The sequence below is a fragment of the Chitinophaga sp. S165 genome (genome assembly GCF_003182155.1).
GTDB lineage: Bacteria > Bacteroidota > Bacteroidia > Chitinophagales > Chitinophagaceae > Chitinophaga.
Window position 1 is genome coordinate 1,128,776 of sequence record NZ_QGTG01000002.1, and the last position, 23,909, is coordinate 1,152,684.

Genomic DNA, 23,909 nt, shown 5'->3' on the forward strand with positions numbered 1-23,909 from the left:
ATATTGTTATAAAGTATAATAATTATCTTTAGCGGAGATTGTCTTCACCCTTAAAAAGTTTATTATGTCGTTCTTCAAAGAGTTTAAAGAGTTTGCAACCAAAGGAAATGTTATTGATCTGGCAGTCGGTGTGATCATCGGTGCTGCTTTCGGAAAAATTGTTTCTTCATTGGTCGATAACATCTTTATGCCCATACTGGGTATTCTTACGGGAAAGGTGGATTTCAAAGAGAAGTTTTTTCAGTTAGATTATAGTAAGGGCACCGCCGAAACCCTTGAAGCGGCAAAGACTGCAGGCATACCAGTGGTATCATATGGTATCTTTATACAGAACTGTATTGATTTTATCATTATGGCGTTTTGTATATTCCTGCTTGTGAAGTTTATTAACCGTCTTACCAGGAAGAAAGAAGAAGCGCCTGCTCCTGCCGCTCCACCAGCGCCAACTACAGAAGAAAAATTATTGATGGAGATCCGTGATGTACTGAAAAGTAAATAATCTCATTATAATGCTGGCCCTGAGTGTTGTAGCGTATTGCGATCGCTGCATGGATATCGCTTTGGGCCAGCTGCCTTTACCCCTCTCTGGGAAAATTCCCCGTTAGTTTTATATTTTTGCGTTCACGTTCCTATGACGTGGCATGTTCGTAACGCCAACACCGGCAATATTTATCCACAGCATTTAAATGTTTACACTGATGAGAAGATCCGTCCTGACTATTATTTGTTTTTTGGTATGTACTTCATTCCTGCACGCACAAAGCGATTGGATGAAAACGTCCAGAGAAGAAGCCAGCGGAAAAATTAAGAAAGATGCCAACGATACTGTTCCCTCCGTATGGAAGAAAGGAGGCATTTTCAACCTGAATATTAACCAGGGAAGCCTGACAAACTGGGCTGCGGGTGGTGATAAGTTCTCTTTCTCTGTAGCGTCTAATCTGAATGCGTATGCATTCTATAAAAAAGGTAAGAACAACTGGGACAACGTGCTGGACCTCGCATATGGTTATGTGAACACGACCAGTCTTGGTGGGCGTAAAAGTGACGACCGTATCGGCATTACTACTAAATACGGTTATGAGATCGGTAAAAATCTCTATCTCAGTGCCCTGTTGGACGTACGTACCCAGTTTACTGATGGTTACTTATATCCGTCCTCTGATACAGCTAAACCAACATTGGTGTCCCGTTTTTTTGCACCGGCATATGTGCTAGTATCACCGGGTCTTGACTATAAACCCAATGACCAGCTTTCTGTGTTCTTTTCTCCGGTCACTGCACGTTATGTTGTTGTGGTAGATGATTACCTGGCATCGCAGGGCGCGTTTGGCGTTGATACCGGGAAACATGTGAAGAATGAGCTGGGTGCGTATCTGACGGTAAACTGGGTAAAGACCCTAGCTAAGAATATTGTGTACAAGACCAGGATGGACCTGTTCTCTGACTATAAACATAACCCGCAGAACATCGATCTGTTTTGGACCAATAGCCTCAACCTGCAGGTAAACAAGTACATTTCTGCCAATGTTTCTGTTGACATGATCTACGATGATGATGTAAAGGTCTTTGCCAATGAAAAAACGGGCGTATTGGGGCCGAGATTACAGGTCAAACAGGTGATCGGGGTCGGTTTTACGGCTAAGTTCTGACGAGCGGGATTTTTCGTTATTTTTGATGGCTTTCACTTTCAATGCAGGAACAGATCAGTTGCTGGCAGATAAGTGAAAGCCATACGTAACATTATGAATGACAACTCTTACAAGATAAAACTGCCTCAGTTCGAGGGGCCATTTGACCTGTTGCTCTTCTTTATTGAGAGGGACGAGCTGGACATTTATAATATTCCTATTACGACCATTACTCAGGATTTCCTGGATTATATACACCACCTGGAGTCGTTGAACATTGAGCTGGCCAGTGAATTTATCCTTTTCGTGTCTACACTGATGCGTATCAAGGCCAAAATGTTGCTGCCCCGCAAGGAGCTGGATGAGCAGGGCCTGGAAATTGACCCCCGCCAGGAATTGATTGATAAGATACTGGAATACAAGCGTTTCAAACAGGCGGCGGCAGAACTGGCAGAGCGGGAAGCTGAACGTATGTTACAGATCAAGCGCGGTAACATCGCCAAAGAATTGGCGGCTATTGGGGAAGCTACCAGTGAGGGGACGGAAGTGCAGACGCTTACCCTCTTTAAACTCACCAAAACCTTTGAGAAGGTAATGCAGCGTGTAAAACAGCGGGAAAACAAGCCGCAGCACGTAGTATATAAATATGAGTATACCATGGAAGGTTCCCGTGAGTACATGATCGACCTTGCTGCCAGGGAAAAGACGATGGCTTTCGAGAAGATCTTCGATCTGTGCCGGGACAGGGTCCATGCCATTTTCCTGTTTCTCGGTATGCTGGAACTGGTGCAGATGAAGTATATGGGCATTATGGTGGGTGAAGGCCGGAATAACTTTATAATTGAGTACATTGAGCCAGAAGACCGGGAAGTAGAAGTAGCCGGTACATTTGAATGAGTGAGAAACGTGGACATATAGAAGTAGTACCCTTACCCAGGTATGCGCAAACAGATCCCAAGTTTGTTGTGTCCAGCCTTTGCGAATTGGGTGATGGCTTCTTCGCCAGTAATGGCGTAGCTCACCGTCATGACTTCTATACCATTTACTGGATCAAAAAGGGGCACCTCATTAATACAATTGACACAGTAACCCATGCCGTGAAGAAAAATACCCTTTTCTTTCTGGCGCCGGGACAGGTGCATAAAATGGAGTTCAGTGAAAAGGTAGAAGGATATATGATCGCCTTTCAGGATGCTTTCATGTGTCTGAAAGACCAGGCAGCTACCCTGATGGGCATTAACTCGTCCCTTTTCTTTAACAATCAGTTCAGCAGTGTTATTACCCTTACCTCAGAACAGGAGAAAGATTTTGAGATGGTATTGCATATGCTGATGAAGGAGGTGAATGAACAGGCTGCAGACTATGAAACGGCGTTTCATGGGTTGTTGCGGTATTTTCTTGTACTGGCCTCCCGTATTAAGGGCAGCAGTATGCTGGCTGCGCCAGAGCAACATGCTACCCACAACAGTTCTTTATTCCTCCAGTTTAAGAACCTGATAGAAGAGAAATACAATACGCTGAAGAATGTGTCGGACTATGCCGGCATACTCCATATAAAGCCGGTTTTGCTGAACGAGATCAGCAAGCAACTGTCCGGAATTACCGCGGGAGAGCATATCCGCAACCGCGTGATCCTGGAAGCGCAGCGTTATCTATATAATACAGACCTCTCCGCGAAAGAAATAGCCTATAAACTGGGATTTGACGATCCCCACTATTTCAGCCGCTTCTTTAAGAAATATACCAATCAGACTCCATCAGAATTTAAGGATGCCTCCCGGGCAAGTGTCTAATAATGTGTAAAAAAGACAGGTTGTAAAAAAAAGTCCACCTATTAAGTCATTCTATCCATTCCGAATATTTGTTGCAACGTGTAATTTTGTATTGTCTTAATGAAACGGATGTGATAGTAGACGAGCGAAGAGAGGAAATAACAGAATGGCACAGTTATAGGGACAGTGATTGGTTTGCTAATCAACCTTTTACAAAGACAAACGAAAACAACACATACTTAAAAAAACACTAAACTTAAAAACACTTAAAGTTATGGCAATCTGGAAAATCGACCCTTTGCACAGTGAAGTAGAATTTAAGATCAGACACCTGATGATCACTAACGTGACCGGGTATTTTGGTAAATATGATGCAACTGTAGAAAGCAGCAGTGATGATTTCACCGATGCAAAGATAAGCTTTGAAGCAGATGTTGACAGTATCTCTACCAAGAACGAACAGCGCGACCAGCACTTAAAAGCTGAAGATTTCTTCCACGCTGCACAGTATCCTAAACTGACTTTTTCTTCTACAGCTGTAAAGAAAGTGAATGATGAAGAATATAAAGTAACCGGTGACCTGACTATACGTGGCGTAAGCAAACCAGTAGAACTGACAGTGGAATTCAGCGGTATTGTGAAAGATCCATATGGCCAGACCAAAGCTGGTTTTGAAATCAAAGGTAAGATCAACAGAAAGGATTACGGACTGACTTATCATGCAGCTACAGAAGCTGGTGGTATAGTTGTGGGTGATGAGGTGAAATTACAGGCTGGCGTACAGCTCGTAAAGCAAGGTTAAGCATAAACAATCAATACTGGCATTCAGTCATTGCAGTAAGTGTCTAATAGCATGGAATAAAGAAGTTCAGACATGGAATAGTGATAGCAATGATGTGAGAAAGATGTTTTTTTGAGGATGATTGCCAGAAATAGTGTAGGCCGGATGATGTATTCATCCGGCCTTTTTTATATGGCATCCATGTAGAGAAAAATCTACGTGTTAATACCTCTGCGTAAGCAAAAAAGAAATAGTAATTTCAGCCCCAATAACCACTTTCAAACACTTATTCATTAAACTATCAAACGCTTTAATCATGAAAAGATCTGCATCCGCCAACTGGAAAGGTACCGGTAAAGATGGAAAAGGTACAGTAAGTTCACAGTCCGGTGTATTGAGCAATACGGCGTATTCTTATAAAAGCCGTTTTGAGGAAGGTACAGGTACTAATCCTGAAGAGCTGATAGCAGCTGCACATTCAGGATGTTTCACTATGAAACTCAGTTTCCTGTTGACTGGTGCTGGTTTCACACCTGAAAATCTCGACACTAAAGCTACTATCACACTGGACAACGGTGCTATTACCAGCAGCCACCTGGAGCTGAAAGCAACCGTTCCTGGTATTGATCAGGCTAAGTTTGCTGAACTGGCGGAAGAAGCTAGAACTAACTGCCCGATCTCTAAATTGTTGAATACAGAGATCACACTGGATGCACAATTGGCGTAAGGAAAGACACTATGAAGGTCCCGTTCTCTGTTATGGAGAACGGGACTTTTTGTTTATATAAATTGTCCACTTTTTTCATCAAGCAATCCATTTATCAGCCAGCATTTAATGAGGATATTTGTACTGTAAAGGAGAAAATATTTATGGAAAAGATCGTTCACAGGGCAGACTCCCGTAGCTTTTCAAATCATGGCTGGTTGCAGAGCTATCATACATTCAGCTTCGCAGGTTATTATAATCCGGAACGTATACATTTTGGTGCATTACGCGTATTAAATGACGATGTGGTAAAAGGAGGAATGGGGTTTGGAACGCATCCTCACGATAATATGGAAATAGTATCCATCCCGCTTAGCGGTGCACTGGAGCATCATGATAACACGGGCCGGCATGAGATCATCCGCAGTAATGAAGTGCAGATCATGAGCGCAGGCAGTGGTATATCACACTCAGAATTCAATGCATCTAAGACAGATCCTGTTAACTTCCTGCAGATATGGGTATTCCCGAAATTGCGTAACATCATGCCACGATATCAGCAAAAGGAATTTGAGCTGGCAGACAGGCAAAATAAACTGCAGGTGGTCGTATCGCCTGAAGCAGACAGTGATGCTTTGCTTATAAACCAGGATGCATGGTTTTCTCTTGGTCATTTTGAGGAGGGGCAGAGTGTGGATATTGCGCCGAAAATGTCACAGCATGGTAGTTACCTTTTTGTAATAGATGGCGAAGTGGAAGTTGCCGGGGAAGTGCTGAAACGTCGTGATGCCATAGGCTTGAGCCAATATGATACTGCTACGGTAAAAGCTCTCAAAGCGGCAAACTTTTTGTTGATTGATGTACCGATGAGTTGATTTAACATTACCCAAAAAATACTTCGCTATGAGTACTGCAACTACGAACATCGGGCTCGAAAAGAAAACATCAAAGGAATTAGCCGGGAAACTGAATACGCTATTGGCTACTTATCAGTTGTTCTATATGAATGTACGTGGATTTCACTGGAACATACGCGGTGACAAGTTCTTCACGCTGCATGCAAAATTTGAGGAGCTGTATACAGATGCATTAACTAAGATAGACGAAATAGCAGAAAGGATATTGACGCTGGGCTTTACTCCGACACATGCATTCTCCGACTATATCGAACAATCTGTTATTACAGAGGTGAAAAATGAGAGTAAGGATATTGTTTGTGTTCAGCATGTACTCTCTGGTTTGCAATCACTGATAGAGCTGGAACGTGAAGTATCTGCACTTAGCGATGAGGATGGTGATGATGGTACAAATGACCTCATTACGACTTACATCAGGGAACAGGAAAAGCTGGTATGGATGTATAATGCATATCTGAAATAGATTAGAAATTAAGCATAGAAAGGTTGTTGTATAAGAAGGCTTTTTTCTTGTTATACAACAGCTTTTTTTTATGCAATTTAATATTAGACGCAGTCTGCAATTCCTAATTCTTAATTCCTAATTCCTAATTGAAAAAAGCTTTGTAACTTAGAAATGTGTAACGGACAATATTGTATTGCTTAATTATTTCACGTTAAAATCAATACACATGGAAGTATCCGCACAAACTTCAGATCTCGAACAGATCAGTAACTGGAAGGACGAAGTGAACAATGCCAGGGAAGTCCTCCAGTCTATGCGCAGCCAATTAGAGCAGTTATCTCTTCGTAAAACCGACGAAGATTCTCTGGCGCAGATAGAGCACTTTCAGAACCAATTCATCTGTCAGTCAGAAAAAGCAGACGAGTTACGGCACGATCTGAAACAATCCGCCAAAAAGATATCGAATAACGGGACACCTCCCATCTTACATGACGATCGTCCTGTGGATGATTTTGACGTCCTGGAGGACCGTATGCATACCTTTAGAAAGCTCTACAGCGAATTAAAGGATGAGTTTAAGGCATTCAGTGCTTTTTCGTAACGCTTGCCAGCATACAACTTATAATTCGATTACGACTTCTGCACTAACTGCATAACCGGTGCAGGTGAGGACGAAGCCCTGCTCAATCTCTTTGTCCGTCAGCACATTATTCAGGGCCATCCACACTTCCCCTTTTGTACAGCGAGCGGTGCAGGAACCGCAAACACCACCTTTGCAGCTATATGGTATGGCGATGCCCTGGGCAAGCGCCTCCCCAAGTATATTGTGATTGCCGGGAATGGAGAGCTTATGTACTCCCCCGCGCAGGTGTAATTCCACATTCTTCATAGAAGTATCTTCCGGCACGCCTATTCTGGCCAGCTGCGGGGCCGTATTTACCACGAAATTCTCTTTATGCAGCTGTTCTTCCGCAAACCCCATAAAAGTGAGCGTAAAAAGGATCATTCGCATGTATTCGGGCGGACCGCACAGGAAGAATTGAGCGTCTTCTTTCCGGTGGCTGAGTTGTTGTTTTACTAATGGTTCCAGCGATAGATTACTAAGGCGGCGAACGATGTGATCGGGATCACCGCTGTACAGGCGTATAATATGTAACTGTTGTGGGAACTTCGCAGCCAGCTCCTGTAACTGCTGGTGGAAAATAGTCCGGTTCTCGGAAGTATTGCTATAGATCAGTTTTACATGGGCCGTAGGCTCATTATGAAGAATATCCTTCAAAAGGGAGAATAGCGGCGTAATACCACTTCCTGCGCCAAACAGGAAGATATCCCGCGGGGTGGTTGCATGGCCCGGAAGTGTAAAGCGACCGGAGGGCAATAGTGCCGTAATCTCATCGCCAGCCTTCCAATGATGCAGTATATGACGGGAAATCTCTCCGTTCTGTTTTTCCCGGATGGTAACGGATGGATAAGGATCTATTCCGGGTGTGGAGCTGAAAGAATAAGACCGCCTGTATTCTGTACCATGCAGGTAGATGAGAAAGGTAATGAATTGTCCTGCCTGATATTCAAGGGGCTGTCCGTCAATTGTTTCCAGTCTGTATGTAAATGCGTCTGCTGTTTCTGCTATAATCTCCCTGATGCGGAGGTGTATATACAATTCATCCATGTCATAAAAATAAGGGAAGCCACCTTTATGAACAACAGTCATAGTTGGTGGCTTCCCGGATTATCTTGTAGTATTTACTGTCTTTATCAGGCAGTTACAGTGATCTTTTCTTTAAGCATGGCACGTGCTGCACTGGCGATGCCAGCAGCATCGTAGCCACATTCGCGGTGGAGGTCATCTGGCTTGCCGTGTTCTACAATGCGGTCTGGGATACCCAGCATACGCACATCAGCTTTATAGCCATGAGCTGCCATGAATTCGAGGATAGCACTACCGAAGCCGCCTGTTATCGCAGCATCTTCTACCGTGATCACCTTGTCAAATTCGCTGAATATTTCATGCAGTAAAGCCTCATCCAGTGGTTTTACGAAACGCATATCATAATGGGCAGGCTGTAAACCATCTGCCAGCAGTTCCTTGCAGGCTTCTGTTACGAAGTTGCCTGGATGGCCCAGGGAGAGGATGGCAATATCCTTACCGCTACGCAGTTTACGGCCGGTACCTATTTTGACCTCTTTAAAAGGCTGCTTCCAGTCAGGCATCACACCTTGTCCTCTTGGATAGCGGATCACAAATGGAGACTGCTGGGTAGGCAGCTGGGAGGTATACATCAGGTTACGTAATTCCTCTTCATTCATCGGTGAACTGATGATGACATTAGGTACGCAACGCATAAAGGCTATATCATACGCGCCGTGGTGTGTCGGGCCGTCTTCACCTACCAGACCGGCACGGTCCAGGCAGAATACGACAGGCAGTTTCTGGATAGCTACGTCATGTAACGCCTGGTCATATGCTCTTTGCATGAAAGAGGAGTAGATGTTACAGAATACGCGCATACCCTGTGTGGCCAGACCGGCGGAAAGGGTTACGGCATGCTGTTCGCAGATGCCCACATCAAAGGCGCGGTCAGGCATTTTCTCCATCATGAACTTTAGGGATGAGCCTGAAGGCATGGCGGGGGTAATACCCATCACGGTCTTGTTCAGTTCAGCCAGTTCAATGATAGTATGGCCAAATACGTCCTGGTATTTTGGAGGTTGTGGTTTATCCGGTTGTTTCTTGAAGATCTCGCCGGTAATTTTATCAAACAGGCCTGGAGCATGCCAGGTAGTCTGGTCTTTCTCCGCCAGTGCGTATCCTTTACCTTTAGTGGTAACAATATGCAGCAGTTTAGGGCCGGGAATGTCTTTCAGGTCCTGGAGGGTATCCACGAGCTTCACGATATTGTGTCCGTCGATAGGACCGAAATAGCGCAGCTTCAGGGATTCGAACAGGTTGCTGGAACTGGATACGACGCCTTTCAGGCCGGCTTCCAGTTTGGATGCCATGTCACGGGTGAAGCGTTTGCCTACTGGCAGTTTGCCGAGCAGGTTCCACACATCGTCACGCAGTTTGTTATAAGTAGGAGAAGTGGTGATGTCTGTGAGGTATTCTTTCAATGCGCCTACATTCGGGTCAATGGACATACAGTTGTCATTGAGAATGATCAGCACATTGGCATTTGCTACACCTGCATGGTTAAGCGCTTCGAATGCCATACCTGCCGTCATGGCTCCATCACCGATTACGGCAATGTGCTGACGGTCTGTTTCGCCCTTATATTTAGAAGCAATGGCCATCCCCAGAGCAGCAGAAATGGAGGTAGAAGAGTGGCCTACTCCGAAGGTATCGTATTCGCTTTCATCTCTTTTAGGGAATCCGCTGATACCATGATATTTACGGTTAGTATGGAAAACGTCTCTACGTCCGGTCAGAATCTTATGGCCATAAGCTTGATGTCCTACGTCCCATACCAGTTGGTCGTAGGGGGTATTAAACACATAATGCAGTGCTACACTCAGTTCTACAACACCCAGGCTGGCAGCAAAATGCCCACCGTGAACGCTGACAACATCAATAATGAACTGGCGGAGTTCTTCACTCACCTCGTGCAGCTGCTCTTTACTGAGATTCCGCAAATCGGCAGGGGTTTCGATCTTGCCCAGCAACGGGCCCGGCGTAATATTCATACTTCTTGATGCAGGATTTAATAAACAAAAGTACAAATTAAAGTGCTAATCTACATTTATTCCACACATCAGCAGATTTGGACTTCTGCAATGCCGAATATCCATTCATAACATTTGGGGTCAGGTCGGGTAAGCACATCGGTATTTTTGAAAATGTAGCAGTAGTTTACTAATTTTCAGATAGATGTTTAAACGAATATCAAGATATTGGTGGTGTCAAATTTTGGGCTGGATAACATACGCAATAGTCAATTTGTTCTTTGCCTATTCATTTGCAGGCTCTTTTGGATCATTCTATCTGGTAAACCTGCTGGTGATCATGTTTTTTGGTATCCTGTCCACGCATTTATTGCGTAGCGTTATCAAGAGATTAAATTGGTTTCAGTATAGTTTCGAGAGCCAGATGCTGCTTTTTTTCGGCCTCACTGTGAGCGCCGGAGTGATTATTTACGTAGGTAATACTATTACAGGAAACCTGTTCAGATACTCATGGCAACAACGTGGATTAACAGATCAGACAACGCTTACGTACCTGCTGCCCATATTTCTTATCACCTCCATCTGGTGGCTGATCTATTTTGTTTGGCACTATATAGAGCGGAGCCGTAATAGCCAGGTGGATAAACTGAAACTGGAAAGTACAGTCAAAGAACTGGAGCTAAAGACGATCAAATCCCAGTTAAATCCTCATTTCATTTTTAATGCCCTGAACAGCATCCGGGCGCTGGTTGACGAGAACCCACAACGGGCCCGGACCGCTATTACAGAGCTTTCTAATATCCTGAGGAGCTCTATGCAGGTGGAAAAAGCAGAAACGGTAAATCTGGAAAATGAGTTGGACATAGTAAAAGATTACCTTGCACTAGAGAATATTAGGTTTGAAGAGCGCCTGAAGGTTCAATATGATATAGACCCGGAAACACTTGAGCTACCTATTCCTCCGATGATGCTGCAAACATTGGTGGAAAATGCCATCAAACATGGTATTTCCCGTACAGTTAGCGGTGGAACGGTAGTGATCGGTTCACATGTTAGGGAAATGCATCACGAGATCACGATAGAAAATACGGGACAGATAGGAGGAGAAGATACTACGGGACATGGTTTCGGTCTGCAAAGTACAAGACAGCGGCTGAGTTTGTTGTATGGGAATAAAGCGTCATTCAATATTTATAATAAAAATGAGGCGACGGTTGAAGCAAAAGTGCTGATGCCGTTGTTTTAAATGTATTATTCGCGCCAAGTTTTAAAAGTAGTTGCTCATGAAAAAAGCTTTGATAATCGATGACGAACGCCTGGCCAGAAGCGAGCTGAAAAAATTACTGGCTGACCACCCTGAAATAGTGGTAGTGGGGGAAGCCGTAAATGCAAAGGACGGACTGGAAAAAATTGAAACACTACATCCTGACCTGCTTTTCCTGGATATACAGATGCCGGATAAAACAGGATTTGATTTGTTGGCAGAATTAGAAAAAGCGCCACAGGTGATCTTCACCACTGCTTACGATGAGCATGCGCTGAAAGCATTTGAATACAATGCGCTGGATTACCTGCTGAAGCCAATAGAGCCTAAACGGCTGGCAGACGCCATCCACAAGCTGCATCAGTTGGAAGAAAAAGAACGCCAGTTAGAGGCCGGTGCTATTCGCACCATCCTGTCAGAAAATGACCAGGTATTTGTAAAGGATGGCGACCGTTGCTGGTTTGTCAAACTGCAGGAGATCCGGCTTTTTGAGAGTGTTGGAAACTATGCCCGGGTATATTTCGAAAGCAATAAGCCATTGATATTAAAATCGTTGAATGCTTTGGAAGAGCGTCTGGATGAGCGGACCTTTTTCAGGGCAAACAGGAAACATATTGTGAATCTCCGAATGATCGAGAAGATTGACACCTATTTCAATGGAGGACTATTGCTGGAAATGCGTGGCGGTGAAAAGATAGAAGTGAGCCGCAGGCAGGCAGTGAAGTTCAAGGAGATGATGAGCCTCTGAAATGTAAAGCCCGTCAGAACCGGGCTGGAAGCCATGAGAGAACGTCTTGCCGGAATAGCTGTTACAGGATTTAAGAGATTGTCCGACAACTACAGAGAGCTGTTAAGAGGATAAGTAAAATTAAAAGGGAAACGCTGATTATCGTATTACGACAATCAGCGTTTCCCTTTTAAGTAAAATTATTTCAATACTGGAGCAGCAGCGTGTACCGCGTCTGCAATTTCCTTGATCAGAGAGGCTTCTTTTTCGATAGCATTACCAACAACGATAATATCAGCGCCGGCTTTGCAATTGATATATGCTTTCTCAGCATCACGGATACCGCCGCCTACAATAATAGGGGCTGATACCTGGCTGGCAACACGGGCAATCATGCTTTCGCTGATAGGTTTACGGGCGCCGCTGCCGGCATCCATGAATACGACCTTCATGCCGAGCATCTCTCCCGCAATAGCGGTACACATGGCAATATCGTCTTTATCAGCCGGGATTGGCGTGGTATTGCTAATATATGAAACTGTAGTAGGAGCACCACCATCAATTAAAACGTAGCCTGTGGAAATAACTTCCAGACCGCTTTTTTTAACAGCAGGTGCAGATAATACATGCTGGCCGATCAGTAACTCAGGGTTACGTCCAGATATCACAGACAAGTAAAGCAATGCATCGGCATAGCGGGAGACCTGTGACGGACTACCGGGAAACAATACAACAGGAATATCACAAAGACTTTTAAACTGTTGTACGCACTCATCAAGGTGATTGGTGATCACAAGACTACCTCCCAAAAAAATGTAATCCACCTTTGCCGCGGTACATTTAGCCGCAAGGTCTGCTATACCAGCAGGAGTTACCTTGTCCGGATCAATCAGAACAGCAAAAGACTTAATCCCCTTCGCTTTCCTATCGATAAAAGAATTGTATATTTTATTGTGCATTAAAATAGCATTGTTCCGGTTGTCGCAAATGTATAAATTTTTCGGTAATAAGTCACATTGTTAGTTAAATATGCATATTATCCATTTTTTATTCGTGAAACTTCCCAACCAGCAAGGGTTCTGCTCGTTTGTCGTACAATCATCAGGCCATTTCTTTTATGTAAACCAATGAAAACCAAAAAGGTTAAAAGAGCGTCATATAAAATAAAAATATACTTTTTTAGCAGGTGTAACAAGTACTTAAATAAGCCGCAAAGTCTCTTTACATAAGGCTACAGCCCGATTTAGCTCATCAATATGCCCTAAACTAACGCTAAAACAACCCCATCAGTAGCCAATTTCAGGCGCTGTTAACGAATTTAGGAAAAAACTTGAATTGGTTTAAAGCCAATACAGTGCTGCGTTTTATCGATTTTGCACTTCCGGCCTTTGTTAATGATTTGTTATTGTGCCCTTAAAATTTCAAAGAAAAATAACATGCCCTTACATTTGTATTCAAATAGGGTTTTCATAGGATAGTAACAAATTGAGGGCGCCTTTCCAGGTGCCCTTACTATTTCTACCCGTTCCGGATGCTCCATTCGATTATGCCAGGATTTTAATTTCTTTTTTCCTTATTGGCTTGTTTCAGCGATCTGTAATTGTTTTTCATTCTCTGTTTACGACTATCAGTTGGTTGGATTATCTGCCTTCCGGACATTGCATTCTGCAAGACAGTTTATTTTTATTTTAATATATCCGTAAAAGATCCGGTTTTGGATTTTTAACAAACCATTATATTTTTTTTCGTGCATTTAAAAAGGAGCATGATAATTTGAAGGATTTCAAATATTTATCGACTCCAGTATGTTGCAATAAATATTTTATATATTTGTTATTGTATTAATTTTATTATGGTTACTGTCCTATGAAAAACCAAATATTTCCTACAGGCGTGAATCATCATGCAATGTAAAATGACTCTCGAAAGCAATGGTTTATCCATTGCTTTTGTTTTTCTGGTCAAGGGTAACCCGGTCAACCCACAATTAGTTTGGGATTTATAATTTTGATTTTGTATTTTTAATCTTACAAATTTTTTACACTATGAAAAAGCTGTTGTTCCTGCTGTTGGTAAGTTTAGCCTCAGCCGCATCAGCAAGCGCAAGTAGCGAAAAATGGAAGGACGAGGACAAAACCAAGGCATCCAAAGAGAAAGAGAAGGAAAAAGATGGTGATAAAACCGGAACAAAGAGTGCTAATTGCGATGATAAGACGGTAACGGCCACAAAAGCAACCACCCGGCCTGGAAGGGTTGAGGAGTACGTATGGATGTTGCCCAAAGATCAGGATGGTGATAAAATGTACGAAGAAGAACTGAAAAAGGGGATAGTAGATCTGTACAAATGGTATCTTCAGAATGAGTCCCGCATTAACAATAATGATATTTTGAAGATGACCGGCAATGAGCTGGCCTTCCCTTTCAAAGTTGATGCAAAGACCCTCCAACAATATTTCCAGTTCGTGAAGAACAATTTTCCTGGCTTAAGTGAGGACGATCTGTCTGACGACGCCTCTACTGTTAAAAAACAACCAGTTGCCAACCGGAAAAAATATGCACCTGTCAGCAGAAGAGACGATATGGAGAGTCAAATGACACTCCCGGTTAATAAATAAAAGTTTGCCTTGCCATAATGCATTTGGAGTTTAGTTACAATAAGGAGGAGGTATTGAATGCATTACGCTATCATTTCATGCAGCGGGGAGAAATAAAAGTTTTCAGGAACACACTCTTCATCCTTCTGGCCTTTACAATGGCCGGATATGCTTTCAAAATAGTCACACTTGGTGCCCTCATTGGTATTGCTACCATGGTGGTACTTATCATTATGGTATTCTGGTTCCTGTTGCCAGTGTCTATTTATAACAAAGCCGCCACCTTCAAAGACGATATTCACCTTAAATACTCAGAAGAGGGAATTACTATCTCCACCCGTAACAGCGAGAACCAACGCCTGCTCTCATGGAGTACTTTCACTAAAGTTGTTGAAGCCAAGAACTTTTTCTTTCTCTACCGCGGTAAAAAGAATTTCTTCCTCGTTCCCACCAGCGCTTTTAAATCAGAAGATGCGCATAAGGAATTCAGTCGCCTGGCAAATAATAACATCAATTAAAAAGCCCCGGCCGGAAGGGCCAGGGCAGTTGCCATCATTTCGGACAGCGGGAATTTATTAAGGATAGTTGTGTTCTTTTATTGTCTGTCCCACCAACTCTTGCTCGCTTTCGTATCTCCTTTGATATCAGTTGCAGCCTTTTCATATGCTGCCGCATTCTGCGTACGTTCTCCCAGCGGATAAGTAAGGCGGGATGGTACAAAAGGCACATTCTGATCTAATGAACCGGAATAAGGTGCTCTGAACAGAGAATCGCCGCTTGGCTTTTTGAAGTCGAGGCGCAGGCGTTCAAACCATGCCTGGAAGCCCTGCGGATATAAAGCCAGCCATTTCTGTGTTCCTATCACATTCTTCCAGTCGCCGGTGGCATATGGTACAGACGCAATATATTCATCTACACCAGTAGTAATGTTCCAATATTCCATGGAAGCCCTGATGCCTGCTTCGTACCAGCTTGCTGCCGGTTGCCCCACAGACCAGTTCCTTGCAGCAGCTTCTGCCAGTATAAAGGCTACTTCCGGATATGTCATCAGAATGCCCGGCATAGTCGAGGAATATATTTTTGTACCAGGATACGAATATTGACGTGGTGGCAGTCTGGTCGAATCATTAGCGCTCCTGCCATATTCCAATCCCTTGATGTCACCTCCATCAAGTGGCGGTCTTGCATAAACAGACAGACGTGGGTCATTAACGCTTTTCATATAATCCACCAACGTTGTGCTCACAAAGAAATCCAGCACTTCCCTTTCAGAATCATTTAGAGGAAACTTGTTAGGCGCAGTTGCCAGATAAGCAAATTGTGCATTATCCGTATTGCTGGTCATGGCAGACTGATAATGGGATTCAATAAGTGATTTTGCTTTTTCCGGTTGTGCATCCGCAATACGGATCGCTAAGCGGAGCAGTAATGAATGCGCCAGTGTTCGCCATTTAGCTACATCGCCATTATAGATCACATCTCCTGATGTAAAGGTTGGCTGAGCAGGATCTAATGCCGCGATCTGCTGTTCCAGGTTACTGATCAGTGACGCATAGATGGAGTCCTGATGATCATATGCAGGTGTGATGTTCTCTCCCTCCTTTAACGCTTGTGAGTATGGAACATTCACATAAGTGTCTGTCAGGATCTGATAGATCCACACCTTCAATATGGAAGCAATAGCGTTTTGATTTTTTGCTGCCGGGTTATCAGTATTGGCGTTGTTCAGGTTGATGATCTTATCCAGGTTGTGCAATGACACATACATGAAGTTCCAGAACGCAGTATTGTTGTTTTCATCAAGAGCATACTGACTGTCTCCTACCCTTGAGTTTCCAGACCAGTATTGTGCATAATGCATACCGATATATCCGTTCTGCAAGGTGCTATATAAATAGTCCATGGCAATTTTCTCAGCTCCTGTCAGCAGGAAAGAAGGTGAGGACTCCGTTGGACGGGTAGGATCGTGATTAATATCATCCAGTTTTCTACACCCTGCCATCATCACAAAGATGAATAATACCGGCCATGCGTATATTAAGAATCTTTTCAGCATTTAATTCAGTTTTTAGAATGAAACATTCAGGTTAACACCATAAGAACGCAATGAAGGCAATGCGCCTCCTTCAATACCCTGTATGTTGGACGCAGAGTTTATGATATTCGAAGGGTCCACATTCGGTGCATTGGATTTCATGAGCCACAGATTCCTTCCATATAAGGAAAGACGGGCGCTCTGCGCATGTACTTTTTTGAACCAGGATTCAGGCAGATTGTAGCCCAGCTTCACCTCGCGCAGGTATATATAACTTGCGTCATACAGGTTAGCTCTGCTCAAATTCCGTCCTTCATTGTTCTGGAAATAAGTAGCAGCATCCAGTACTACTTCATTTGGTTTTCCATCTTCTGTTACACCTTCAGCAATAATTCCTTTTTCTCTTACACCATTTGCAGCAGTAATGTCCAGCAAACCAGAGCCTTTTCCGTACATGTTGGTGTATGAAAAGAATTCACCGCCATGCTGGAAATCAACCAGGGCTGACAGATAGATGCCTTTGTAAGTAAAGGAGTTGGTCACACCACCTACATAATCAGGATAGGCATTACCGATAGGAACAGGATTGTCTGTGATCTTGTACAAACCATCCGCGCCTACTATTTTACGTCCCTGTGCATCGTACACATAATCTGTTCCCAGCAATGTTCCCATTGGTTTGCCCACATATGCAGCAACAGATACTTTCGTTGTTCTGCGGTCTGTACCGATCAGTAATACAGGCAGAGAACTGTTGTATTGCGGAATATCCAGGTTCAGCAGTTTGTTACGGTTACGTGCGATGTTTGCATTTATATCCCAGCGGAAACCGTTTTTCAGGCGGATTGGATTCAGGTTCAGGCCTATTTCAACACCACGGTTCTGTACACTACCACCATTTACAATAGTGCTGGTGAAGCCGGATGCAGAAGAGATAGGTAACGGAATGATCTGGTCTTTTGTGATCCTGTCATAATAGGTCACATCAACTCCGATATGCTCATCCCAGAATTTCAAAGAGATACCTGTTTCATATTCCCTGGTACGTTCTGGTTTCAGTGTCTGATTATATTTTACAGCTGTCAGCTGAGTAGCCGGGAAGCTACCGAACGGAGGCATGAACTGGTAAGTGTCATAGATCTGGTATGGATCTGTATCGCTACCTACCTGTGCTACACTTGCACGCAGTTTACCGAAGCTGAGCCATTTCCAGTCCTTCAACAAGTCTGAGAACACAAATGATCCTGATGCAGATGGATAGAAATAAGGATTGTTTTCACTCAGCAGGGCAGAGCTCCAGTCTGCACGGCCGGTCAGTTCGAGGAACAGGAAATTCTTATAACCTAATGATGCCGTTGCAAAAGCAGAGTTTATCTGTTTTTCATAGAACTCATCAATTGGTATAGCTGTTTGCAGTGAGTTGTTCAGATTATATACACCAGGAATGATCAGACCGCCAACAGTGCTACCACCAGTAGTAGTCCATTTACGATGCATAATATTACCACCCAGCAACGCATTCAATTTAAAGTTTTTACCAAACTCTTTATTAATGTTTGCAGTTACCTGGTAGTTCATTTCCCTTGATGTGCGTACACGTTTGATGTATCCACCTATCAGGTAGTCTTTCGCTGTCCTTTCCTCTTCCAGTGTGTTATAATCATCCATAAACACCCTGCCGCTGATGGTGAGCCATTTACTCAGATCCCAGTCAAGACCGGCATTACCGAATATACGGTTGCGGCTGTCTGTTTCGTAGTCCATATAACGGTTCCAGTATGGTCCATTGCTGGATGCAACAGCAGGATCGTTCCAGGCTTTACGATTCCAGGTGATCTGTGACCCGTCTTCATACTGATAACGTTTTTCCTGCTCAATATCCAGTTGGCGCTGTCCGTACATAGTGAACTGCAGGGTCGGGTTAGGACCAGTAAAGCCTGTACCCGGACGCGCTTTTGCTTTCATTGCAGTATAATTCAGTGATGCTACTGCGCGCAGACCTTTCGTTAATTCATATCCCCCGTTAAAGGAAAGATTATTACGGTTTAAAGACGCGTTTGGCAGAACAAATATCTGATTCATATTGCCATAGGAGAGACGGAAATAGCCTTTTTCGTCAGTACCTGACATGGCTATGTTGTTGGTGAGGGTGTACCCCGTTCTGTAGAAATCCTTCACATTGTTAGGATGTGCTATCCATGGAGCAGTCTGACCAAACAGCGGATTGCCTTTATTCTTGTCCCATGACCAGTAATGACGCACCATTTGTCCTGAAAGTTTAGGCCCCCATGATGCATCATCATAATATCTTGCCATCAGGTCATAACGGCCTTTACCGTCGTTGTTATCGTATGTAGCATGCGCCTCATCAATGAATCCTTCAGGATGCTGATTGTAGTAGAGTGTATCAAATTTTCCTCCAGTACCACCGCCGTACTCATTTTGATATTTAGGTAACACGTATACCTGGTCTACCTGTGCATTGATGCTATAAGTAACACCAATGCCACCAGATACTTCAGGACGTTTCTTGGTAGTGATCAGCATTACGCCACCTGCACCACGACTACCATATAACGCAGTTGCAGCAGCACCTTTCAGTACAGATATGTTGTCGATATCTTCCGGATTGATGTCCTGTAGAGAACTACCGTAATCATAACCGCCGCCGCCATTTAACTGACCACCCTGGTTTGTATTATTGTTGATAAATGGAGTTCCATCCACTACCACAAAGGCGTTGTTGTCGCCAAGAATAGATTTCACACCACGGATAGTGATCTTTGCAGATCCACCCATAGAACCCGTGTTAGAATTGATCTGCAGGCCTGGCACCTTACCTGCCAGTGCGCTGACGAAGTTAACTTCCTTCGCTTCCTGTACAGCACTGCCGTTCACTTCTTCCACAGCATAACCAACAGCACGTGTATTTCTCTGTATACCTAATGCCGTTACTACAACTTCTTTAAGTGCTTTCTGTCCTGACGATGCAGATGTTAACCGTATCGACAATGAGTCTCTGGACTCAAGTGGAATAGACTGTTCGGCGTAACTAACAGAAGATATCTTAATAGTATCCCTTAATGATGCTTTCAGTGTAAAGGCACCATTAGCGTCTGTTGCAACGCCCTGTTTTGTGGAGAGATTGACTACCTGTGCACCTGGAATAGGCGTGCCTCCAGGCTCTCTAACCACACCTCTAAGATTGAACTGTGTTGCGTCCTTTTTCAATGTATTAGAATCGGCCGGCAGGATCAGTGCGGTATCGCTTTTCGGTTTGGTCGTAGTATCAGTAGCTGCTTTGCGGGTAGTATCAGCAGCTGTTTTACGAGTGCTGTCAATACGGCTTGCGGCTGAATCCTTCTTCGGTTTTGATGTATCTGAAGACGGTGTAATAACTACCGGCGATGCCGTAGCAGGTTTACTGGTGTCTTTTACCTGTTTACCGGAAGTGTCCTTTCCGGATGAAGAAGGTGTGATAACTACCGGGCTGGTAGTGGGTTTTACAGTGGTATCTTTCTCTTGAAAGTTAGCATTAACTGTAATGGATGGCTGATATTTGCTTATCTCAGCGCTGGTTCCGATAAAGAAGTGGTTAACGCGTGTGCTTGCTTTTGCGGGTTTTACACTACAGAAAAAGGCAAAGCACAGCCACAACCAGTTGAGTACATGGCTTCTCATCTTATATAGTAAGATTTGGTTACAAATTTTTTTGAAGCAGTCGCTGCTTCTATCTTTTATGTGATAACTTCTCTGCTTATATAATACAATCTAAACGCCCGTTACAATGAGGCCGGAGCTGATATTTATTTCGAATGTGTAACTATGTACTATTCGTGCAGTCATTAGTTGGCAGCCCATACCCTTACTATACTTCAAGTGTATAGACATTCCGGCTTGATTGTACCTGAAATTTTTTTCGTTGAATCTGAAGTGAGGATGTGACAGTTTTAAATCATTGTCTTGTCCCCTTGCGTTTAATGTAATATAACCCTTGCCATGGTTTCCGCTACAACAGCAATCCCTTCTATTGTGCTGTATATCAAACACCTTGCCAATGGCATACTCTATAAAACCGGGGTTAACATTGAGTATTGCTAGTTGAAGTAGTCTGCAATGATCTTATCAACTGATTTGATTGTTAGTAATTCATCATTGATGGTAAGGGAATTTGGGTGAGTATCTGTACAAACAACTTTCTTTATTATCCCGCTCTTTTTAATCTTTTCGAAGCCTTTACCAGCGAAAATACCATGAGTAGTAATGACACCTATCTCACATGCACCTGCCTGCAAATAAGCTTCTGCTGCATGCAACAAAGAGCCTCCGGTGCGGATCATATCATCGTAAATAATAACCAGTTTGTCCTGCACGTCAGCGCTGATGGCAGTGATGTGTGTTTCCTCTCCGGAAATACGTTTTTTGAAAACAAACGCTGCTGATACATGCAGATCATTAGCCAGCGATTCTACCCATTTTGCACGGCCAGCATCTGTACTGGCCAGCACAAACGGCCGTCCGGCTGCGATTTCGAGTGCAGCTTCTTTTACTAATTCTTTGCCATATAGATGTACCGGACGGATGCTACTCTCAAAGTAGTAGGTAATTCCATCCACATGTAGATCTATCATCAGTATTTTATTTCCCGCACTGGTGGGTGGCAAGGTTGAAAATAACAGCGCTCTCGTCTTTGCTTTTACAATTTCTCCTTTTTTCACGGCGCGCTCCATTGTAGAATAACCGAAAAAAGGGATCACAATATTGATAGAACATGCCCCCTCCTGTATACAGCCATGAGCAATATCAAAAAGTTCTAATGTCTCCTTGTCGTCAATAGTCCCTCCCACCAGGATCACCTCCTTATTTGCCACCTTACTTGTTATCCGGTGATAATGCTCGCCATCCGGAAAATCCTGGATATCTAGTTGTCCTTCTTCCCAATCCGGAACGAGTGTTAATAACCTGTCTTTCAGATACTGATAACGTTGCGTTGCAAATAAGATCCTGTGAGGCATACTCTTTGAAATGAGGAATAAAGATAATAATATAGTTTTTATATACAGATCCCAGGGGCATGACAAGGGAAATTTATTTGCCGTTCAGCCTGAACACCTCAGTTATTAGGAATAAAAGTCCTAAGTTTAATGCTTGTTTCCTATAAACTATGGACTGTAGTCTGTCGACGGAGAACTATTTTTTAACTTTTCATTTGCGCTGGGAAAACTAAATTTGAGCGATGCCTAGACGAATCATACAACTTTCCGGTTGCATCGGAGCACTGTTTTTGTACCTGTTATTCTTTCTGCAGCATGCCAGCGCGCAGGTAAGGGTATCTGGTATGGTAGCAGATGCCGACAACAGAAACGGCCTGCCGGGAGTCACTATTATCAATAAAGCTACCCGGAGTGGTACTATCAGTAACGAGAGTGGCCGTTTTGTAATTGATGCAATGCCGGGCGATACACTTGAGTTTTCTATCCTCAGTTATTATAGAAAGAGCCTGCCTGTTCCTACCACCTCCATGTTTATCAATGTTTATCTTACCCGTCAGGTTATCGGTTTAGGCCAGGTAACAGTGGTAGGAAAGGACTATAAAAAGGATTCACTCGCTATCCGCGATGAATATGGCAGATATTTCAACTATCATAAGCCAGGGGCTGTGGATGTGTTAAAAACACTTCCTTCGAACCCTATTACTGCCTTGACTTATCTTGTACCCAGCAAGGCACGTAAGCGGAAGGAGCATTTCAAGGAACAGCTGGTATACTGGGAAAAGGAAAAATTCATCGACAACCGCTATAATCCGGAACTGGTGGAGAGAATGACAAAGCTAAGCGGAGATGAGCTCGATACGTTTATGTTACGTTACAGACCGGGCTATCAATTCCTCCAGGAGGCTACTGATTATGACCTGATGTTATTCATCAAAGAAAACTTCAGGCATTATCAACAGGAGAAGGCCAGTATGCCGGCGAAGAAAGAAGAACAAGAATAAATTACTTAGTGATAAAAAAGAAGGGACCGTTCAAACGGTCCCTTCTTTTTTTATGTCATATTCGCCTTTACTTTACCAGCGATCCATTCAGTCTCAGCAACTGTGTTTCCGCCAGTTTGATATTGTAGCGTGCGTTGATCAACCTGTTATAAGCATCTTCCAGGCTTTGTTGTGCTTCTTTCATTTCTATTACGGTGCTTACCCCCTGTCTGAAACGCTCCATTGCAACCATTACATTCTCTCTCGCCAGCCCCAGGTTTTCATCTTCCAGTGTCACAGCTGTTTTATAATATTCATAATCTTTAAAAGCGGTGGTCAGGGACAGGTCGACGATTGTGCGGGTATTTTCCAGCGCAAGCTGTTGATAACCTACATTCAGCTTAGCTGCATTTACCTGCCTTTTTACATTCAGGCCATTGAAAATAGGAATGGTAGCAGAAAAGCCATAACTAATAACACCATTCTGATTATAAACCGGACTGAAGGAGTTTGTAGCGGCGTTGGAATTGACTCTCGAATAGTTATATGCAGAGTTGAAATTTATCACAGGGAAATAGTCTCCTTTGCTCTCTTTCAACTGTAACTGCGATACTTTAAGATTCTGTTGTGCAACCATCATACCGGTGTTCTTTTGCAGCGCTTCCTGCCTTAATCCACCGTAGGAAAGATCCATATTAAGTGGAATAGTATCCTGAACATCATATTGCGTATTGCCCGCTTCAACGGCCATCAATTGATTTAACGTCGCTTTACTTTGTTCTATCAGTGTTTGCTGACGGAGGTAGGATGCTTTTAACGCATTATAGTCCACCTTCGATTGCAGCCAGTCTGTTTTAGGACCCAGGCCTGTCTGGAATTTAGCATCAGATAGTTTTACTCTTTCTTCTGATATGGACAATTGTTCCGAGAGATTACGCAGTTGTTGTTTTTGTTGCACTACATTGTAGTAACCAGCAATGATGTTGGCGACGGTATTGATCACCTGATCTTTTACCGCCAGCTCTCCGAGGTCACGCAATGATTCCAGTTTTTGCCTGGTAGCAAACATTTTCAAACCATCAAACAATGTCCACGCAAGGCTGACATTGGCGCTTAATGAGCTTTGGCGGATGCCGCTGGTATCACGCTTTGTGCCATTGGCAAATTCCTGTTTGGTTTGTGTGCTGTTCCATACTTTGTTAGCTGTACCATTTACACGCGGTGCAAAGGCCAGGTTAGCGTAGGCATAATCGTTAGCGGTAATGGCCGCATCATTTTTTGCCAGACGGATATCGTAGTTATTCTTTAATGCCAGATCTATTGCCTGTTCAGGCGTGAGCACCTGCTGTGCATGTACAGCGGTGCCCAATAGTAATAAAGAAAAAAATAAAAGTGTACGTTTCATG

21 protein-coding genes are annotated in these 23,909 nt (G+C 43.5%); 14 read left to right on the plus strand and 7 right to left on the minus strand.

Annotated features, from left to right (window positions below; translation table 11 throughout):
• The first annotated feature begins 64 nt into the window (after nucleotides 1-64).
• The 9 genes from mscL to C7475_RS12895 all read left to right on the plus strand — a co-directional run bounded on the left by mscL (nucleotide 65) and on the right by C7475_RS12895 (nucleotide 6,850).
• On the plus strand, nucleotides 65-499 hold the full coding sequence (mscL, locus tag C7475_RS12855) for a large conductance mechanosensitive channel protein MscL (protein WP_110053743.1): 435 nt from the start codon (nucleotides 65-67) through the stop codon (nucleotides 497-499).
• Between the two features lie 271 nt (nucleotides 500-770).
• The gene (locus tag C7475_RS12860; protein ID WP_233259839.1) at nucleotides 771-1,649 is read left to right on the plus strand and encodes a DUF3078 domain-containing protein; all 879 of its coding nucleotides are present in this window, start codon (nucleotides 771-773) and stop codon (nucleotides 1,647-1,649) included.
• Nucleotides 1,650-1,742: 93 nt separating this feature from the next.
• A complete protein-coding gene (locus C7475_RS12865; RefSeq protein ID WP_110053744.1) occupies nucleotides 1,743-2,525 on the plus strand; it encodes a ScpA family protein in 783 nt (260 codons plus the stop codon).
• Nucleotides 2,522-3,421 (plus strand): helix-turn-helix domain-containing protein, encoded by a 900-nt coding sequence (locus C7475_RS12870; protein WP_110053745.1) that lies wholly within the window; start codon nucleotides 2,522-2,524, stop codon nucleotides 3,419-3,421. Before C7475_RS12865 ends, C7475_RS12870 begins: the two co-directional genes overlap by 4 nt.
• A 253-nt stretch (nucleotides 3,422-3,674) precedes the next feature.
• Nucleotides 3,675-4,202: a YceI family protein gene (locus C7475_RS12875; RefSeq protein ID WP_110053746.1), complete on the plus strand. Its 528-nt coding sequence runs from the start codon at nucleotides 3,675-3,677 to the stop codon at nucleotides 4,200-4,202.
• A 295-nt stretch (nucleotides 4,203-4,497) separates the two neighbouring features.
• A complete protein-coding gene (locus tag C7475_RS12880; RefSeq protein WP_110053747.1) occupies nucleotides 4,498-4,908 on the plus strand; it encodes an OsmC family protein in 411 nt (136 codons plus the stop codon).
• A gap of 143 nt (nucleotides 4,909-5,051) precedes the next feature.
• Entirely contained in the window at nucleotides 5,052-5,762 is a 711-nt protein-coding gene (locus C7475_RS12885) for a pirin family protein (protein ID WP_110054064.1), read from the plus strand.
• Between the two features lie 28 nt (nucleotides 5,763-5,790).
• Entirely contained in the window at nucleotides 5,791-6,267 is a 477-nt protein-coding gene (locus tag C7475_RS12890; RefSeq protein ID WP_110053748.1) for a Dps family protein, read from the plus strand.
• 208 nt (nucleotides 6,268-6,475) lie between these two features.
• Nucleotides 6,476-6,850: a hypothetical protein gene (locus C7475_RS12895; RefSeq protein ID WP_110053749.1), complete on the plus strand. Its 375-nt coding sequence runs from the start codon at nucleotides 6,476-6,478 to the stop codon at nucleotides 6,848-6,850.
• Nucleotides 6,851-6,868: 18 nt separating this feature from the next.
• Here the strand turns inward: C7475_RS12895 and C7475_RS12900 are convergent, their stop codons facing one another.
• Together C7475_RS12900 and dxs are read right to left on the minus strand one after the other, a co-directional pair.
• Nucleotides 6,869-7,960 (minus strand): ferredoxin--NADP reductase, encoded by a 1,092-nt coding sequence (locus C7475_RS12900; RefSeq protein ID WP_110053750.1) that lies wholly within the window; start codon nucleotides 7,958-7,960, stop codon nucleotides 6,869-6,871.
• A 44-nt stretch (nucleotides 7,961-8,004) separates the two neighbouring features.
• Complete coding sequence (gene dxs / locus C7475_RS12905) at nucleotides 8,005-9,930, minus strand: 1-deoxy-D-xylulose-5-phosphate synthase (RefSeq protein WP_110053751.1); 1,926 nt, start codon at nucleotides 9,928-9,930, stop codon at nucleotides 8,005-8,007.
• Nucleotides 9,931-10,153: 223 nt separating this feature from the next.
• Here dxs and C7475_RS12910 point away from each other — a divergent pair, with 223 nt between their 5' ends.
• Together C7475_RS12910 and C7475_RS12915 are read left to right on the plus strand one after the other, a co-directional pair.
• Nucleotides 10,154-11,155: a sensor histidine kinase gene (locus C7475_RS12910; protein WP_233259840.1), complete on the plus strand. Its 1,002-nt coding sequence runs from the start codon at nucleotides 10,154-10,156 to the stop codon at nucleotides 11,153-11,155.
• Between the two features lie 37 nt (nucleotides 11,156-11,192).
• The gene (locus C7475_RS12915; RefSeq protein WP_110053753.1) at nucleotides 11,193-11,921 is read left to right on the plus strand and encodes a LytTR family DNA-binding domain-containing protein; all 729 of its coding nucleotides are present in this window, start codon (nucleotides 11,193-11,195) and stop codon (nucleotides 11,919-11,921) included.
• A gap of 179 nt (nucleotides 11,922-12,100) precedes the next feature.
• Here C7475_RS12915 and C7475_RS12920 read toward each other — a convergent pair whose 3' ends face one another.
• Nucleotides 12,101-12,859 carry a geranylgeranylglyceryl/heptaprenylglyceryl phosphate synthase gene (locus tag C7475_RS12920; RefSeq protein ID WP_110053754.1) on the minus strand — a complete coding sequence of 253 codons (759 nt, stop codon included), beginning with the start codon at nucleotides 12,857-12,859 and terminating at the stop codon, nucleotides 12,101-12,103.
• Nucleotides 12,860-13,945: 1,086 nt separating this feature from the next.
• On the opposite strand from C7475_RS12920, the gene C7475_RS12925 reads away from it, so the two are divergent.
• Complete coding sequence (locus tag C7475_RS12925) at nucleotides 13,946-14,515, plus strand: hypothetical protein (RefSeq protein WP_110053755.1); 570 nt, start codon at nucleotides 13,946-13,948, stop codon at nucleotides 14,513-14,515.
• 17 nt (nucleotides 14,516-14,532) lie between these two features.
• Nucleotides 14,533-15,012: a YcxB family protein gene (locus tag C7475_RS12930; protein ID WP_110053756.1), complete on the plus strand. Its 480-nt coding sequence runs from the start codon at nucleotides 14,533-14,535 to the stop codon at nucleotides 15,010-15,012.
• Nucleotides 15,013-15,089: 77 nt separating this feature from the next.
• Here C7475_RS12930 and C7475_RS12935 read toward each other — a convergent pair whose 3' ends face one another.
• From C7475_RS12935 to prs, 3 genes are all read right to left on the minus strand, one after another.
• Nucleotides 15,090-16,550, minus strand: coding sequence for a SusD/RagB family nutrient-binding outer membrane lipoprotein (locus C7475_RS12935; RefSeq protein WP_110053757.1), 1,461 nt, complete (start codon nucleotides 16,548-16,550; stop codon nucleotides 15,090-15,092).
• 12 nt (nucleotides 16,551-16,562) lie between these two features.
• Entirely contained in the window at nucleotides 16,563-20,210 is a 3,648-nt protein-coding gene (locus tag C7475_RS12940; RefSeq protein WP_110053758.1) for a SusC/RagA family TonB-linked outer membrane protein, read from the minus strand.
• 416 nt (nucleotides 20,211-20,626) lie between these two features.
• Entirely contained in the window at nucleotides 20,627-21,544 is a 918-nt protein-coding gene (prs, locus tag C7475_RS12945; RefSeq protein WP_110053759.1) for a ribose-phosphate diphosphokinase, read from the minus strand.
• Between the two features lie 221 nt (nucleotides 21,545-21,765).
• Between prs and C7475_RS12950 the strand changes: the two genes are divergently transcribed.
• Nucleotides 21,766-22,524, plus strand: coding sequence for a carboxypeptidase-like regulatory domain-containing protein (locus C7475_RS12950; RefSeq protein WP_110053760.1), 759 nt, complete (start codon nucleotides 21,766-21,768; stop codon nucleotides 22,522-22,524).
• 67 nt (nucleotides 22,525-22,591) lie between these two features.
• Here C7475_RS12950 and C7475_RS12955 read toward each other — a convergent pair whose 3' ends face one another.
• A complete protein-coding gene (locus tag C7475_RS12955; protein ID WP_110053761.1) occupies nucleotides 22,592-23,908 on the minus strand; it encodes a TolC family protein in 1,317 nt (438 codons plus the stop codon).
• Nucleotide 23,909 lies beyond the last annotated feature (1 nt).